The 15,476-nt window shown below is 52.1% G+C and carries 13 protein-coding genes; 6 read left to right on the top strand and 7 right to left on the bottom strand.

Features of this window, described 5'->3' with window-relative positions:
• Positions 1-59: 59 nt before the first annotated feature.
• Positions 60-1,676 (bottom strand): MFS transporter, encoded by a 1,617-nt coding sequence (locus AACQ84_RS02330; protein ID WP_012306092.1) that lies wholly within the window; start codon positions 1,674-1,676, stop codon positions 60-62.
• A 131-nt stretch (positions 1,677-1,807) separates the two neighbouring features.
• Between AACQ84_RS02330 and AACQ84_RS02325 the strand changes: the two genes are divergently transcribed.
• Entirely contained in the window at positions 1,808-3,478 is a 1,671-nt protein-coding gene (locus AACQ84_RS02325) for a serine/threonine-protein kinase (protein ID WP_012306091.1), read from the top strand.
• On the opposite strand, the gene AACQ84_RS02320 is transcribed toward AACQ84_RS02325, so the two are convergent.
• The 3 genes from AACQ84_RS02320 to leuD are packed head-to-tail and all read right to left on the bottom strand — an operon-like array spanning position 3,475 to position 5,705.
• Positions 3,475-4,728 (bottom strand): FGGY-family carbohydrate kinase, encoded by a 1,254-nt coding sequence (locus tag AACQ84_RS02320; protein ID WP_012306090.1) that lies wholly within the window; start codon positions 4,726-4,728, stop codon positions 3,475-3,477. The genes AACQ84_RS02325 and AACQ84_RS02320 overlap by 4 nt on opposite strands.
• Positions 4,728-5,105: a 6-carboxytetrahydropterin synthase QueD gene (gene queD, locus AACQ84_RS02315; protein ID WP_012306089.1), complete on the bottom strand. Its 378-nt coding sequence runs from the start codon at positions 5,103-5,105 to the stop codon at positions 4,728-4,730. The genes AACQ84_RS02320 and queD overlap by 1 nt, the downstream gene beginning before the upstream one ends.
• Positions 5,106-5,111: 6 nt before the next feature.
• Positions 5,112-5,705, bottom strand: a complete 594-nt coding sequence (gene leuD / locus AACQ84_RS02310; RefSeq protein ID WP_012306088.1) for a 3-isopropylmalate dehydratase small subunit — start codon at positions 5,703-5,705, stop codon at positions 5,112-5,114.
• A gap of 162 nt (positions 5,706-5,867) precedes the next feature.
• Here leuD and AACQ84_RS02305 point away from each other — a divergent pair, with 162 nt between their 5' ends.
• The 3 genes from AACQ84_RS02305 to AACQ84_RS02295 all read left to right on the top strand — a co-directional run bounded on the left by AACQ84_RS02305 (position 5,868) and on the right by AACQ84_RS02295 (position 8,812).
• Positions 5,868-6,197 (top strand): DUF6825 family protein, encoded by a 330-nt coding sequence (locus tag AACQ84_RS02305; RefSeq protein WP_041443335.1) that lies wholly within the window; start codon positions 5,868-5,870, stop codon positions 6,195-6,197.
• A 79-nt stretch (positions 6,198-6,276) separates the two neighbouring features.
• Complete coding sequence (locus tag AACQ84_RS02300) at positions 6,277-8,019, top strand: ABC1 kinase family protein (protein ID WP_012306086.1); 1,743 nt, start codon at positions 6,277-6,279, stop codon at positions 8,017-8,019.
• 64 nt (positions 8,020-8,083) lie between these two features.
• The gene (locus AACQ84_RS02295; protein ID WP_041443333.1) at positions 8,084-8,812 is read left to right on the top strand and encodes a Stp1/IreP family PP2C-type Ser/Thr phosphatase; all 729 of its coding nucleotides are present in this window, start codon (positions 8,084-8,086) and stop codon (positions 8,810-8,812) included.
• 24 nt (positions 8,813-8,836) lie between these two features.
• Here AACQ84_RS02295 and AACQ84_RS02290 read toward each other — a convergent pair whose 3' ends face one another.
• Positions 8,837-9,733, bottom strand: coding sequence for a D-hexose-6-phosphate mutarotase (locus AACQ84_RS02290; protein ID WP_012306084.1), 897 nt, complete (start codon positions 9,731-9,733; stop codon positions 8,837-8,839).
• A 119-nt stretch (positions 9,734-9,852) separates the two neighbouring features.
• Here AACQ84_RS02290 and recN point away from each other — a divergent pair, with 119 nt between their 5' ends.
• The gene (gene recN, locus AACQ84_RS02285; protein WP_012306083.1) at positions 9,853-11,619 is read left to right on the top strand and encodes a DNA repair protein RecN; all 1,767 of its coding nucleotides are present in this window, start codon (positions 9,853-9,855) and stop codon (positions 11,617-11,619) included.
• On the opposite strand, the gene glmM is transcribed toward recN, so the two are convergent.
• Both glmM and AACQ84_RS02275 read right to left on the bottom strand, forming a co-directional pair.
• Complete coding sequence (gene glmM, locus AACQ84_RS02280) at positions 11,616-13,022, bottom strand: phosphoglucosamine mutase (RefSeq protein ID WP_234991431.1); 1,407 nt, start codon at positions 13,020-13,022, stop codon at positions 11,616-11,618. The genes recN and glmM overlap by 4 nt on opposite strands.
• 184 nt (positions 13,023-13,206) lie before the next feature.
• Positions 13,207-13,812 carry a Uma2 family endonuclease gene (locus AACQ84_RS02275; RefSeq protein ID WP_012306081.1) on the bottom strand — a complete coding sequence of 202 codons (606 nt, stop codon included), beginning with the start codon at positions 13,810-13,812 and terminating at the stop codon, positions 13,207-13,209.
• 248 nt (positions 13,813-14,060) lie between these two features.
• Between AACQ84_RS02275 and AACQ84_RS02270 the strand changes: the two genes are divergently transcribed.
• On the top strand, positions 14,061-15,452 hold the full coding sequence (locus AACQ84_RS02270; protein ID WP_012306080.1) for an NAD-dependent malic enzyme: 1,392 nt from the start codon (positions 14,061-14,063) through the stop codon (positions 15,450-15,452).
• The last annotated feature ends 24 nt before the right edge of the window (positions 15,453-15,476 follow it).

The following is a 15,476-nucleotide window of genomic DNA, read 5'->3' as shown; positions in this document are numbered from 1 at the left end:
CCAGTCTTAGTTGTGCTGCCTATTTACTGATGCACTTTGTGGGGCGATCGCCACTGCAACTAGGCTTGATCAACGCGTCGTTCAGCGAGTTTGAGACGAATTTCTTCGTGGTACTGCTGGGTGATGGGATAAAAGTAAGCGAGTCCTAAGCCAATGATAAGCGCGATGGTCGGTAAGGGGGCGATCGCCAAGCGGATCGCCAAGAGAGCCGAATCAGGTTGCACCGGGGGCGCTTGACCCGGAACAGATTCAACGAAACCAGCCCAGGCCAAGGCTTGACCCACCAGAAATAAGCTAATAGCCAGACCTATTTTCTGGAGGAGCACCATAAAGCCATAAAAAACGCCTTCCCGCCGTTGTCCGGTGGTGAGTTCATCTAGTTCAATCACATCGGGCACCATCGACCAGGGGATCAGATAGCTCACGGACACCCCACAGCCAGCCAAGATTGCACAGGCAAACATTAAACCGATTTGTCCCGGTTGTAGGAAAAATAACCCCACCTGGGCAATAATCCACAGGAAAACGCCCCCAAAATACACCGTTTTTTTCCCTAAGTGTTGACTGAGGGCGCTGGCCACAAATAAAAGCACCAGGGCTGTTCCCTGTACCGCCAGAGCCACATTGGGAAACATCGCATCTGGTAGGCCCATCCAGTTGATCACGAAATAGGGCAAGATCGAAGCGGTTAATTGAATCGCCAGCCAAGAGGCCAGATAGATCCCAATCACGAAGAGAAAGGGTTTGTTACTAAAGGCAATTTTCAGTTGCTCCCGGAAGGGAATCGGGGCCGCAAGATCCGTTTGTTCAGCCAAAGGTACTGTTAAATGGGGTTCCGGCACAGAGCGCACGAATGTCCAACCCGCCACCGCCAGCAATAGCCCCGCAGAAATAAACAAAAATGGCCATAAAATTGGCCCCTGGAGCAACCCCAACCCAGCCAGGCCACTCACCCCAGCCATTCCCCATAACCCTTGACCCAATCGCTGCCGTTGCCGAGGGTTTAGGATTGGCGATCGCCCCTTCTCTTGGAGCCGCAACGTACACCACAACAGCGCCAAGCCCGCAAACACTGAACAAACGAGCCCCAGAAGGCTGTACTGCTTTAGGGGATCATCCGGATAAGCTTGGAAGATCAACCGCGCCACAATCAGCGAAAAAATACTAGAGCCAATGGAAAAACTAAACCGAAAACTGTTGAGACTGGTGCGTTCGTGGTAATCCTGGGTTAACTCTGGGGTGAGGGCCGCGTAGGGCAAATTAACCGCTGTGTAGGCCAGGTTAAATAAAATGCCCATCACAATGTAGTAGCCAAACAAAAACCAATCATTCACTTGATCAATTTCGCTCAATTGGGGAACCAACCACTGCCCAAAAAAGACAAAGACAAAGGGAATAATTCCCCCCAGCATCCAGGGCAAGCGTCGGCCCCAGGGATGACGAGTGCGATCGCTCCATACCCCCACAATCGGATCATTGATGGCGTCGGAAATTTTGCCGATCATCAAGATGCTCCCCGCCAGGCCCGGTGGTAAACCCGCTACCTGGGTAAAAAAGTACAACAGAAAGAAAACCAAGACATTTGCCGTGAGAGCTGGCCCAATATCGCCCGCCCCAAAGGCAATTTTTGTCGATAGGTTGAGTTTTTCTGATGGGGGATGGAACGGCTGGGTCATGGCAGGGACGCCCGCTTGGGGGCGCAAAGAAACTGCTTGCAATTGTAGTGGCTGCTACGGTAATCGGCGATCGCCAACTCAGAAACGGGGAATGTAAAATAAAATTCACGCCTTTTCGTAACCAAATCCCTATGCAATCTTCCTTGATCAATGGCCGTTACCAAATCGTGAAGACCCTCGGACAGGGTGGATTTGGGGATACCTTTTTGGTGAAAGACCTACAACTGCCCTCCCAACGGCAATGTGTGCTGAAATCACTCAAGGTACAGGCCACCAGCCCCCAAACGGTCCAGGAGATGCAGCGACGCTTTCAACGGGAAGCCGCCATCCTCGAAGGCCTGGGGGAAAAACATAATCAGATCCCCAAGCTCTACGCCTACTTTGAGGAGCAGGGACGATTTTATTTGGTGCAAGAATGGATCGATGGGCTGACACTTCAGGACATCGTTAAACAGCAGGGCAGTCTAAGCCCACTCCAGGTACAACAAATTTTGCTGGACTTGTTGCCCGTCCTCCAACTGGTTCATGACCAATACATCATTCACCGGGATATTAAGCCAGAAAATATTATCCTGCGCAGTAGCGATCGCAAACCCGTTTTAATTGACTTTGGGGCCGTCAAGGAAGCCCTGACCACCGCCATTCACCTGGACTTGAGCCAGCCCGTCTCTGTGGCGATCGGCACCCCCGGCTACATGGCCCCCGAACAGGGCACCGGGCGTCCCGTCTATTCCAGTGATTTGTATGGCCTTGGGTTTACGGCGATTTTTCTCCTCACTGGCCAATCTCCCCAACAGTTTCCCAACGATCCCCAAACGGGGGAATTGATTTGGCAGCAGGATTTTCCCTATCTGCAAACGCCATTGGGTCAAGTCATTGCGAAGGCGGTGAAATTCCATCCCCGCGATCGCTTTCCCACGGCCCAGGCGATGTTAAATGCTCTCCGGAATGCAGTGGGCACTGCGGCGGCTCCGGCCCCGGTAGTTAATGGCAATCAAACCACCGCCACGCGGGTTGTGGGATCGCCCCCCGTGGCAAGACGTACCACATTACCGACAAGCACCACCGCCGCCCAACCCCAGGAAACAGAAAATGGTGGCTGTTGGCGTTTGGCGATTCTCACGGTTTTGTTTAGCGGTATTGGCATCAGTGCGGGAATTTGGTTGACCTTTGCCCTCGTCGGGCGATCGCCTGAACCTCAAACTTTCCCCGAAGATCCAGCCTTGAACACAGAGAGCAATTCGCCTGTTCTTGAAACTCCCCTACCCGAACCGACCCCAGAGCCGGAACCGGAACCGGAACCCATTCCAGAACCAGAACCCGAACCGGAACCCATTCCAGAGCCGGAGCCGGAGCCAGAACCGACCCCAGAACCTACTCCCAGCCCTGGAGAAATTCCGTTAATTCCCGTGGGGACTCCCGGCGCCGCCATTCCCCAAATTATTTCTGTGCCCCCCACCGATCAACGGCCTGGCTTTTGGGGTGATAGTACGGCGATTTTGTATCGTAACTATGGCCCGGCGAATGTCAGCCTCGGCTACATCGTTGACAACACAACGGGCACCCTGGCCCAGACGGAAATCACTTTTCCGGTGGGGACTGACCTCAGCGTGATCCAACAAACCCTGGGTGGCCTCTTGCCCGAAGGCGTGCCCCCGGAAGTGAACCAAGCGGTGGCTAGTGTCTACAACCGCAATAGCAGTTCCCAATCCTTCACCACGGCTAACCACCGGGGTCAAATTAAACGCAACGATAGCGATCGCCTTTATCTCGGCATCTGGAATCCCGGCTTCCACGATTAGGCTCTGGGCAGTCCCCGTTGGGCGAGGAGAGCGCTCCCATAGGCGGCTTCTGGTTGGGGTGAAATAAGCACTGGACAACGGAGGTAACGGGCGCGAATTTGTGTCCAGACTGGGTTTTTTGCCCCACCACCAGCGGTAAAGACGGTGCTAACGGGGGGCGCTCCTAGGGCCTGTAACTTTTGGTAACCCTGGGCTTCAATGCGGGCGATGCCTTCTAAGAGGCCTTGCAAAAACTGGCGGGAATCTTGGGGCCGTGGGGTTAATTTTGGTGGCAAAGTTGGGTCATTAATCGGAAAGCGATCGCCAGGCCGCAGCAACGGATAATAATTTAAGCCGCTGTCCTGGTGGGGGTTAAGGGTGACACTGAGTCGTTGCAGTTGTGTGTCATCAAAATAATGTTTGAGCACGGCACCGCCTGTATTTGAAGCGCCACCCACGAGCCACAGATGACCAAACCGATGACTGTAGACCCCGGCGGCCAGGTCTTGAATCGGGCGATCGCCTAACAATTTCAGCACCAGCGTGGAGCCGAGGGAGGTCACTGCTTGCCCAATTTCCTGGGCACCACTGGCGATAAAGGCCGCAATACTATCGGTGGTTCCAGCGCAAATTTGACAGTGGGGATTGATCCCAAACCGCCGGGCAACGGTCGCTAAAATCTTCTGTTTCCCAGCACCGGGGGTTTGCACTTGGGGCAGTAAATGAAACAGAGGATGCTGTTGTAACCAGAAAGGATAACCCAGATTTTCGACGTCGTAGCCAAGTTTTAGGACGTTGTGGTAATCGCTCAGGCTAAAGTTGCCGTGGAGTAAGCCACTTAACCAATCCGCCTGATGGCAAAAATAGTTGGCCCCCTGGGTTAACCCCTGGGATTCAAACCAGAGTAATTTGGCGAGGCTGGCCGTGGCCGATTGCACGAGATGTTGGGGCGGTGCCAAGGTGCGGAGCATTGGTAAAACAGTCTGGCCCCGGTCATCGTTGTAAAGCAGGGCTTCTGTAATCGCTTCTCCGGAGGCATCACAGAGTAGAACTGTGCCAGAGGTGCCATTGAGGGCGATCGCCTGGAGATTTTGCCGAATCTCTAGATTGAGGGCGGCGAGTAAATGCCAGAGTGCCTCGCGCCAACCCTGGGGCGTTTGTTCAAGGGGATTTACACTAATCGTCTGGGAAATTTCACCCTCACCTGTAATGGCGATCGCCCGTGCCCCAGAAGTCCCAAAATCAAGGCCGAGGTAAAATGGCGCGGTCATCAGTCTTCGGTATAAATACAGCCTGCGGTGCAAGTTTCTTTAATTTCTACCGCCGCTAAACCCGGTAAATCCACTTTTTTTAGTTCTTGGTAAATCCATTGGGCGATCGCCTCGCTGGTGGGACTTTCCATCCCCAAGGAATCATTCAAATGGTAGTGATCTAGGTACTGATCTAGTAGCGGCTGGACGTATTTTTTAATCTCGCCAAAATCAAAAAGCATCCCCTGTTTTGGCCCCGTTTCCTGGAGGCGATCGCCCCGCAGATACACCCGCATCACCCAACTATGGCCGTGGAGACGGGCGCATTTACCATCGTGGTGGGGCAGTTGGTGGGCTGCCTCAAAGCGAAATTCTTTATAGAGTTCCCACTGGGCCATGATGGTTTAGGCCCAGGCCAGGTAAGGCAATTTTGTCGCCGTTGTGGCAATCTCCGCCTGGTTCGCCACCAATTGACCACAACTATCCCAAGTGCCAGCGAGTAATGCTTGTCTAGCCCCTTCTCCTAACTGGATTTGACCCGACCAATCACCGCAGGAAACTGTCAAATTTTCTAGATCGACGCTGGTGGCCGCCTGGGGGTTAGCTTCTAACTGACCTTGTAATGCTTCGACCGTCGCCCGATCCGCCGTTACACAGGGGACGCCGTTGGCGAGGCAGTTTCCAAAGAAAATTTCCGCAAAACTTTCACCCACAATGGCTTCAATACCCCATTTCAAAAGGGCTTGGGGGGCGTGTTCCCGTGAAGAGCCGCAGCCGAAATTGCCGTTGACCACGAGGATATTCGCATTCTGATACTGGGGTAAATCAAAGGGATGCTCGCCGTCTAGTTGCTGGCGATCGTCCGCAAAAGCTTGTTCCCCAAGGCCATCAAAGGTGACACACTTCAGAAACCGTGCGGGAATGATGCGGTCTGTGTCGATGTCGTTGCCCCGGAGCGGGATCCCTGTGCCAGAAACTTGCTTGATTTCGCTGCTCATATCTCGTTTGAATCGGTGACCAGTGGGAGATTGCTAATTTAGCATACTTTCCTGGGGCAATTGCCACAGTGAAAAGGAAACCCCAGGGGCGATCGCCAAAAGACGAAACCTCGTTTAATAGATATAATCTGTTACGAAAGCCATTAAGAAATGTTGCGTCCCATGAACAACCCCGTCCTCCAAGCCCTGGCCTATGGCCGCGCCTTTGCAGAAGTCCTCAAAGAGAGGGTAGAAGACAGTTTGACGGATCTGCTTAGTGATCTTGGTAAATTCGATGCAGAACGCAATCAATGGTTTCAGGAATTTGCCCAAGAAGTCCAGACCCGCGCCGAACGGGAAGCGGCTAATCAAGGTAATTCTAGCCGCCCGATCACCATTGACATTGACGGCGACGATCGCCCCGCTGACCTCCAGGAGATGATCGACAATCTCCGGGCAGAAATTGCGAGCCTCAAAGCGGAACTCAAGCAATATCGCGATACCCAAAATTAAGCTTTTTCTTCCAAGGCGATCGCCCTAGCCACACTATACTTCTCCTTTCCGTAAACCCATTTCGATAGGCAAATTCTTTGTGTCTGCTCTGTCTTCCCAAGCCAATTCCAGGGTCTCTAATCCCAACGCCACCCCAACACCGCGCCTAGAGCGGGCTAAATCTACCTATCGCTGGAACCGTGGAAACTACTCCAAAAATCGGCGACGGTTCGACATTTGGGTATTTGTGCTCACCCTAATCTTTAAACTGATCCGCAACGGCAAGAAATGGACTTATGCGGGTGGTTTTACCGAAGAGAAACTCTCAGCCCGGCAAAAAATTCAAGCCCAGTGGATTAAAGATAGCTTCCTCGAATTGGGGCCTACTTTTATTAAAGTCGGTCAACTCTTTTCAACCCGCGCCGACCTATTTCCCGAAGCATACGTCCAGGAATTGTCTAAGCTCCAAGACCGCGTCCCAGCCTTTTCCTACGAACAAACGAAGCAAATAATCGAAGCAGACCTCGGCAAACCGATTAATATTCTGTTTCGCAGCTTCGATCCCGTTCCCCTCGCGGCGGCGAGTCTCGGCCAAGTCCACAAAGCCCAACTCCACAGCGGCGAAGAAGTAGTGGTTAAAGTCCAACGACCGGGCCTGAAACAGCTTTTCACCATTGATCTGGCGATCCTCAAAAAAATTGCCTGGTATTTCCAAAACCATCCCCGTTGGGGCAAAAACCGTGACTGGCTTGGAATCTACGCTGAATGCTGCCGTATCCTCTGGCAGGAAGTAGATTACCTCCAGGAAGGACGCAGTGCCGATACCTTCCGGCGTAACTTCCGGGGGATTGACTGGGTAAAAGTACCAAAGGTCTACTGGCGTTATGCCTCACCGCGAGTGTTGACCTTGGAGTATGTACCGGGGATCAAAATTAGCCATTACGAAGCCCTGGAAGCGGCCGGCCTAGAACGCAAACAATTGGCGAAACTCAGCGCCCGGGCCTATTTACAACAATTACTAAATGATGGTTTTTTCCATGCTGACCCCCACCCCGGTAATCTGGCGGTGAGTCCCGATGGGGCACTCATTTTCTATGATTTTGGGATGATGGGAGAAATCAAGGCCAATGTCAAAGCTGGCCTTATGGAAACCATGCTGGGAATTACAGAAAAGGATGCCGACCGGGTGATGAACTCCCTCGTTACCCTGGGGGCCTTGGAAGCAACCGGAGACTTGGCACCGGTACGCCGTTCGATCCAATTTATGTTGGATAATTTTATGGATAAGCCCTTTGAGGCCCAATCGATTACGGCGATTAGTGATGACCTTTACGAAATTGCCTACGACCAGCCCTTTCGGTTTCCAGCAACCTTTACCTTTGTGATGCGGGCTTTTTCTACCTTAGAAGGGGTCGGCAAAGGTCTTGATCCAGAGTTCAATTTTATGGCGGTGGCTCAACCCTTCGCCCTCCAGGTTATGAGTGAAAATTTACCCAGCGGCAGCAACATTATTGACCAGTTAGGACGCCAGGCGGCACAACTGAGCACTTCCACCTTTGGTTTGCCACGGCGCATTGAAGACACCATCGACAAGCTAGACCGGGGTGATATTCGTATCCGGGTGCGGGCCCAGGAGTCTGACCGACTGCTCCGCAAATTGGGGGGAATGCAACTGGCGACAAATTATACGTTGATTTTTTGTGCGCTGATTTTGTCTGCTACCCTGTTATTTGTGAATGGCTCATTCATTCCGACGGCGGTGGTGGGGGCGATCGCCTTGGTGCCTGGTTGGGCATTATGGCGTCTCCTTAAAAAACTAGATCGCTACGACCGCAAATTTTAGCTAAATTTAGATAAGTTCTAATCTAGTACGCTACTTTTTCAGCTATTTTCCCGAAACCATGCTTATGAAATGTCGCTTTACGGGGCAAACTGATCCCGGGTTGGTGCGCTCCGCTAACCAAGACTCCTACTATTGTGATCCCGACGGGCGATTTTTCATCGTTGCCGATGGCATGGGAGGACACGCAGGGGGAGAAGAAGCTAGTCGGATTGCCGTAGAAACCATCCAGCAATATTTAGAGGCTAATTGGGAAAGCCCAGAAAGCTCAGAAGATCTTTTAGAAACGGCTCTTATCAAAGCCAATGAGGCAATCCTCGCGGATCAACTCGACAACCCAGCCCGTCAAGACATGGGTACGACAGCGGTGATGGTGTTATTTCGGGGCGATCATGTTTGGCGCGCCCACGTGGGAGATTCTCGCCTCTATAGTTTCCGGGGAGATACCCTCATTCAAGTAACCGGCGATCATACCTGGGTCTCCCAGGCAGTGCAGTCGGGAGATATTACGGCAGAACAGGCGAAGGTGCATCCCTGGCGTCATGTCCTTTCCCAATGTCTGGGTCGTAAAGATTTAAGCTTGATTGACCTGGCTACCCTAGAGATTCACAGTGGCGATCGCCTGTTGTTATGCAGCGATGGTCTAACGGAAGAGGTAGATGACTCAGAAATCCAATTTATTCTGAGCGCTAATGATGACCTCGACCAGGCAGCGGCGGCTTTAATTGAAACGGCTAAAGATAACGGTGGTTCCGATAACGTCACCGTAGTTTTGGTGCAGGTTGAAGCCGACTAGCCCAAATTTTCCATAATCCATAACTCACAACAATCGGTAAGTAACACCGAGGGTATAGCGTTCGCCGGGAGCGAGGGTGATAGTCTCGGCGGCAGCATTGGCCGTTTCGACGCAGAGAAATTTTTGATAAGCAGCATCGGGAAGATCGCTCATCGTCGCAGTTTTGGTGGCCCCAGGGTTCCAGACAATGGTGGTTTGGCTGTGGTGACTGTGGATTTCGATCTGTCGCCCCAGGCTAGAATCCTCAATGGTGAGGTGAGCAGGAGTATGTTGATAAATGCGGTCTAGTTCCCCCTGGATCGTGACTTCGCCAATTTGTGATTTTTGCTGTGTGCTGTCTACCTTATCGATGTAATCAAGGCCCGCAAGACCCAGCACTTTCACCCGCTGAATGTCGCCGATGGTGAAGTAGGTGTGGAGAGCTTGGGTAATGGTCATCGGCCTTTGATCGCGGTTATGACTCGTGAGTTCGAGATCTAAGCTTTCGCTTACGGTGACGGCGATCGCCAGTTCAAAAGCATAATCCCAAATTTTGCGGGTCTCTTCGTCATCTTGCAAGCTTAAAATAACGCGGGTTGCGCCATTGGCGAGGGTTTCGGTATGCCGGACAGTCCAGAGGCGATCGCGGGCAAAACCATGGTTTGCTCGCCCTAATCCGTCCGGGTCTGCCCCAAACCAGGGCCAACAGATGGGAATCCCACCCCGGATCGCTTTTCCTGGTTGGTAGTGACTGCGATCGCTCAAAAATAAAAGATCGGCCTGGGCGTTGCTTGGTTGGAAAGAGAGCACCTGTCCGCCATAGAGAGAGATTTCTGCCGTGGCAAACCGATTCTTGATTTTGATCACCGGAAAACCCGGTTGGCGATCGCCAAAGGAAAGTTCAGGCAGGCCGTATTGTTGATTGAGTTGGTCAAGATGCATAAAAACTGTGGAGCGCTACTGCCATTTTAGTGAAAATTGCCAGGGCCAGAATCTACCACTGCCGCCCCAAAACTCCGGCATAATAGACAGCGAACGACTTTTCTTTTCCCCAACCATTTATGCTGTGTTGCCTCCGCATTGAAAATTTTGCGTTGATCGATCATCTAGAACTCGATTTACAGGCTGGGTTGATGGTTTTGACCGGGGAAACGGGGGCCGGAAAGTCAATTATTCTGGATGCCCTCGATCTTGCCCTTGGCGGAAAAGCAACGGCGCGGTTAATTCGGGCGAAAAATGATCAAGGAGATGCCACGGGGGAACGGGCGTTTATTGAAGCAACCTTTAGCCTCACCCCCAGCATCAAACAATGGTTACAGAGCCAAGACATTGATCTGCTAGAAGATGAAACGGTGATTTGTAGTCGGGAGTTGAGTCTGACCCGCACTGGTTTGCGATCGCGCAGTCGCGTTAACGGGATTATTCTCAATCAGGGTTTGATGGCGGAACTCCGGGCGCAACTGCTAGAAATTACCGCCCAGGGTCAAACAGTTGAACTCCTGATTCCTGAACGGCAACGAATTCTCCTCGATAGCTACGGTGGCTCCCAGGTACAACAGCAACGGCAACTTGTAAATTTAGCCTATCAAACTTATCTCAAAGCAAAGCAATTACTCGAAAGTCGGCGCACTTCGGAGCAAGAACGGCTCCAACGGCTAGATTTACTGCAATATCAACTCCAAGAGCTTCGTGATGCCCATTTAGAGGATTCTGAAGAGCTAGAAACCTTACAACAGGAAGGCGATCGCCTTTCCCATGTGGTGGAATTGCAACAGCTCAGTTACCAGGCACACCAAATTTTGTACCAAAATGACGATCCCGAAACCCCGGCGGTGGCGGATCTTTTGGGGGAGGCTGAGAACCTGCTCAAAGAAATGGTGGACTATGATACCCAGTTAAATGGCATTCTCGACATGGTGCGCAATGCCCTTACAGAGGTAGTAGAAGCAGGCCACCAAATCAGCACCTACAACAACAATCTTGAAGCTGACCCAGAACAATTGGCTGACATTGAGGCCCGAATGCGGGTGCTAAAGCAAATTTGCCGTAAGTATGGCCCGACCCTCAGCGAGGCGATCGCCTACCGGGACAAACTTCAGGGGGAGCTAGATGTCCTCACCGCTGCGGATCAGTCCCTTGAAGCCCTAGAGCAAGACTGTGGAATTAAATATCAAGACTTAGAAGTCCATTGCCAAAAATTAAGCCAATTACGCCAAAAAGCAGCCCAAAAATTAGAAAAGCAACTGATTAAAGAACTGAAACCCTTGGCGATGGCAAAGGTGAGTTTTGAATGTCGCCTTAGTCCCATCTCGCCTACCGCCGCCGGAGCCGATCAGGTGACGTTTTATTTCAGCCCGAACCCTGGAGAGGTGGCTCAACCCCTCGCTGAGATTGCTTCTGGTGGGGAAATGAGTCGCTTTCTCCTCGCCCTCAAAGCCTGTTTCACCCAGCAGCAGACGACGCCGAAAACTTTGGTGTTTGATGAAATTGACGCCGGGGTTTCTGGGAAAGTCGCCCAGGCGATCGCCACCAAGCTCCACCACCTCAGCCAGTATCATCAGGTGCTTTGCGTCACCCACCAACCCCTCATTGCCGCCATGGCTGATGGACATTTTCGCGTTACAAAACAGGTGCAATCCCAGGCAAAAAATCAAAAAGGCGATCGCACCCTTGTCGCCGTAGAATCCCTACAGCACCATCAGAAACGCCGCGATGAATTAGCCCAGTTGACGGGGGGTCATGCCGCCGAGGAAGCAATTTCCTTCGCTGAATCCCTCTTAGTCCAGGCCCAAACCCTCAAGGCGGGCAGCAAAATGACCCAAGCCTAGCCCAAATGGCTTTGCACCACATTGACCAAGTGTTGCGTCCAATATTCCGCGAGGTATTGTTCCTCGGCCTCGACCATCACCCGAATGACAGGTTCCGTCCCCGAAGCTCGCACCAGCACCCGTCCTTTATCACCCATGGCTGCTTCGGCTTTAGCAATTTCTGTTTGAAGCACGTCGCAGTTCTGCCAATTTAAACGGCGATCGCGATCTTCGACCCGCACATTTTTCAGGAACTGGGGATAGGTTTGGAAACTTTGATCAATTAACTCATTGAGGGGAACCCCTGCCTCCCGGACGAGGGCTGCTAAATGCAATGCCGTTTGGATCCCGTCCCCAGAAACGCTGTGGTGATGGCAAAGAATATGACCCGATTGTTCGCCACCGAGCATCGCCCCCGTCTGCCACATGGCCGCTTGGACATACTGATCGCCAACGGCAGTCCGATGAAGTTGTCCTCCCAGTTTTTCCCAGGCCCGCTCAAAGCCCAGATTTGCCATTACGGTACCGACAATTAAATTGTTCGGCAGTTGGCCCGCTGCCTGGAGTTGTTTCCCCCAAAGGTAGAGGATGTAATCCCCATCAACGATCCGGCCTGTGTTATCCACAGCAATCACCCGGTCGGCGTCCCCATCAAAGGCAAAGCCGAGATCCGCGTTGTGGAACTGCACCGCCCCTTGGAGTTGGTCGATGTGGGTAGAGCCGCAGTTGACGTTAATTTTGTTGCCGTCTGGTTGGTGGTGCAGGGCAATCACTTCTGCACCGAGGGCTTGGAAAAGTTCGGGAGCCAAATGCACAGAAGCGCCCCAGGCCAAATCGAGCACAATTTTGAGGCCGTCGAGGGATAAACCTTGGGGAAGTGTCGCAAAAACTGCATTCCGGTATTGCTGGGTCAGTTCCTTTTGGTGTTGGTAGGAACCACAGTTATTGGTTTGCGACAGAATATTTTCTAGGCGATCGCCGCGCAGACCCGCTTCAATCTTGGCACTGAGATCCTTGAGGAGTTTCGTCCCAGCGTCACTAAAAAACTTAATGCCATTATCTTCGGGGGGGTTGTGGCTGGCGGAAATCATGATGCCGCCGATGGCGTCCGTGGTGCGGGCCAGATAGGAAACACAGGGCGTTGGACAAAGGCCCACATGCCACACTTCTAATCCAGAGGCGGTCAAACCAGCGGCGATCGCCATCGCTAACATATCACTGGAGTTGCGAGAATCTTGCCCAATGATCACGGGGGCGCGTCGTGCCGCTGTTTCCTGGAGCACTTGTCCAGCCCAGTAGCCAACTTGGAGCGCAAAGGGAGCCGTGAGTAGATCACCTGCTTTACCCCGAATCCCGTCAGTCCCAAATAATGAACCTGCGGGTAAATCACACCGTAGGGCTTGGGGCGGATAGCTCGCCAACATACGACTCAGGGGATGTCCTTCCTCTGGCATGATCATCATGGGTTTTGCTCCTCACAACATACAGACACAACGATATCAGTGATTGATTTGTCCTGACCACTATGGGGCCGCTTTTATCAGGGATTGGTATCAATGGTGTCTGGTTTAAAAACCTGGGGTGAGGATAAGGCCTCTATTTACTGATTTATTCGCTGAAATCTGCATCTAAATTAGGATCTGTTTCAGGAAAGGTCACAGTGGCATAGATATCAGCCAAGGAAATATCTAACTCTAACGATTGCACCTTGAGAACTGCGTCTTGGCTCTGGTAACTTTCGAGAATCCAGAGCTTCCCTTCGCTGCGCCGAAAACAGTCCACGGAATATTGGGTGGTGCTGACTAAAATGTATTCCTGCAAGCTGGGAATGGTGCGGTAAAACTTAAACTTATCTCCCCGGTCAAAACCTTCTGTCGATTCTGACAATACTTCAACAATGACTTTAGGTTGGGTCACATAGGACAAACTCAAATCATCGTCATCATCACAACTGACAACCAGATCTGGATAGAAAAACTTTTTTCCTGCTGATAAACGCACTTTCACATCAGCCATATAGGTACGGCAAGGGGAATCGCCTAAATGGTTACGGCAGGCGATCGCCAAGTTTAAGCTCACGGTATTGTGGGCGCGGGTTGCCCCAGCCATAGCATAAGCTTCTCCATGCATATATTCATGCTTAATGTCGCTATGTTTCTCTAACTCTAAATATTCTTCGGGACTGAGGTACTGATCTGAAGTGAGGGCAACCATGATGTTTTCAACAATTAGGTGACATTCCCTTCCATTTTGCCAAGAATTTACGGAGTGGCATCCCTAAGGGGAATGATTCGCGATTTGATCCAGGTCAGCTCCGGGCAAGATAAAGTGTCTTTTCCTGAGCTCGTCCCAAGCCATTTCGTAAGCCGCAATACTTTAGGAAAAGGGAAAAGTAGGGTTAAATGAGATGGGAATTTTTCCTCTTTTCGTTTTTTCAATAAGCAAAATTTAACGCAAATTCTATGGTTGCCCTCACCCCAAATCCTAGCTACAGTGTCACGATCCAGCTACGCATTCCCAACCGGGCGGGCACTTTGGCCAATGTGACCCAGGCGATCGCCAACGTGGGAGGCAGCCTCGGCAATATTGAGTTGGTAGAACGGGATCTGAAGTTTTTAATTCGCAATATCACCGTAGATGCATCCAGCGAAAAACACGCTGGGGACATTGTCGATGCTGTCAAAGCGGTGCCAGAGATTGAAATCCTTAAGGTTTTAGACCGGACTTTTGCGATTCACCAGGGGGGGAAAATTACCGTCGAAAGTCGCATTCCCCTAACGGTGCAGTCCGATTTAGCGATGGCCTATACGCCGGGGGTGGGTCGCGTTTGTCAGGCGATCGCCGAGAAACCGGAACAGGTCTATGATTTGACCGTGAAAAGCAATATGGTGGCGATCGTCACCGATGGTAGCGCTGTTTTGGGGTTAGGCAATTTGGGGCCGGAAGCCGCAATGCCTGTGATGGAAGGGAAAGCGATGCTCTTTAAGGAGTTTGCTGGGGTGAATGCATTTCCCATTTGCCTGGCCACCCAGGATGTCGAAGAAATTGTCCGTACCGTGAAATATCTCGCCCCGGTGTTTGGCGGTGTGAATTTAGAAGATATTGCGGCGCCCCGCTGTTTTGAGATTGAACAACGGCTGAAGGCAGAAACCGATATTCCCATCTTCCACGACGATCAGCACGGCACAGCGATTGTTTCCCTTGCCGCCCTATTTAATGCCCTGAAATTAGTCAAAAAAGACCTACAAAGCGTCAAAATCGTGATCAATGGGGCAGGGGCTGCGGGGGTGGCGATCGCCAAATTACTCCGGCAAGCAGGGGCAACGGATATTTGGATGTGTGACTCTAAGGGCATTATTTCCAGCCAGCGGGATAATCTCACCCCCGAAAAGCGAGCCTTTGCCGTGGCCGCCTCTGGTACCCTCGCCGAGGCGATGCAGGATGCAGATATTTTCCTTGGGGTAAGTGCGCCCGGTGTGGTGACCCCCGCAATGGTGACATCCATGGCGAAAGACCCGATCGTCTTTGCAATGGCCAACCCGATCCCCGAAATTCAGCCGGAACTGATCATGGATAAAGTGGCGGTGGTGGCTACCGGGCGCAGCGATTACCCGAACCAAATCAATAATGTCCTCGCGTTTCCTGGGGTATTCCGGGGTGCCCTCGATTGTCGCGCCTCCAGCATTACCACCAATATGTGTCTCCAAGCGGCCCAGGCGATCGCCTCCTTGGTTAGCCCGGCCCAGTTGGATCGAGAGCATATTATTCCCTCGGTTTTCGACCAACGGGTCGCTGCCGCCGTCGCCGCCGCCGTCGGTCAAGCCGCCCGCCAAGATGGTGTTGCTCGCCGCTAACGGAATTCTCCCCTGAGGGGAGAT

Source organism: Picosynechococcus sp. PCC 7002 (assembly GCF_963860125.1).
GTDB lineage: Bacteria > Cyanobacteriota > Cyanobacteriia > Cyanobacteriales > MRBY01 > MRBY01.
The sequence above is the reverse complement of the archived record's forward strand: the minus strand, read 5'-3'. Positions and strand labels throughout refer to the sequence as shown.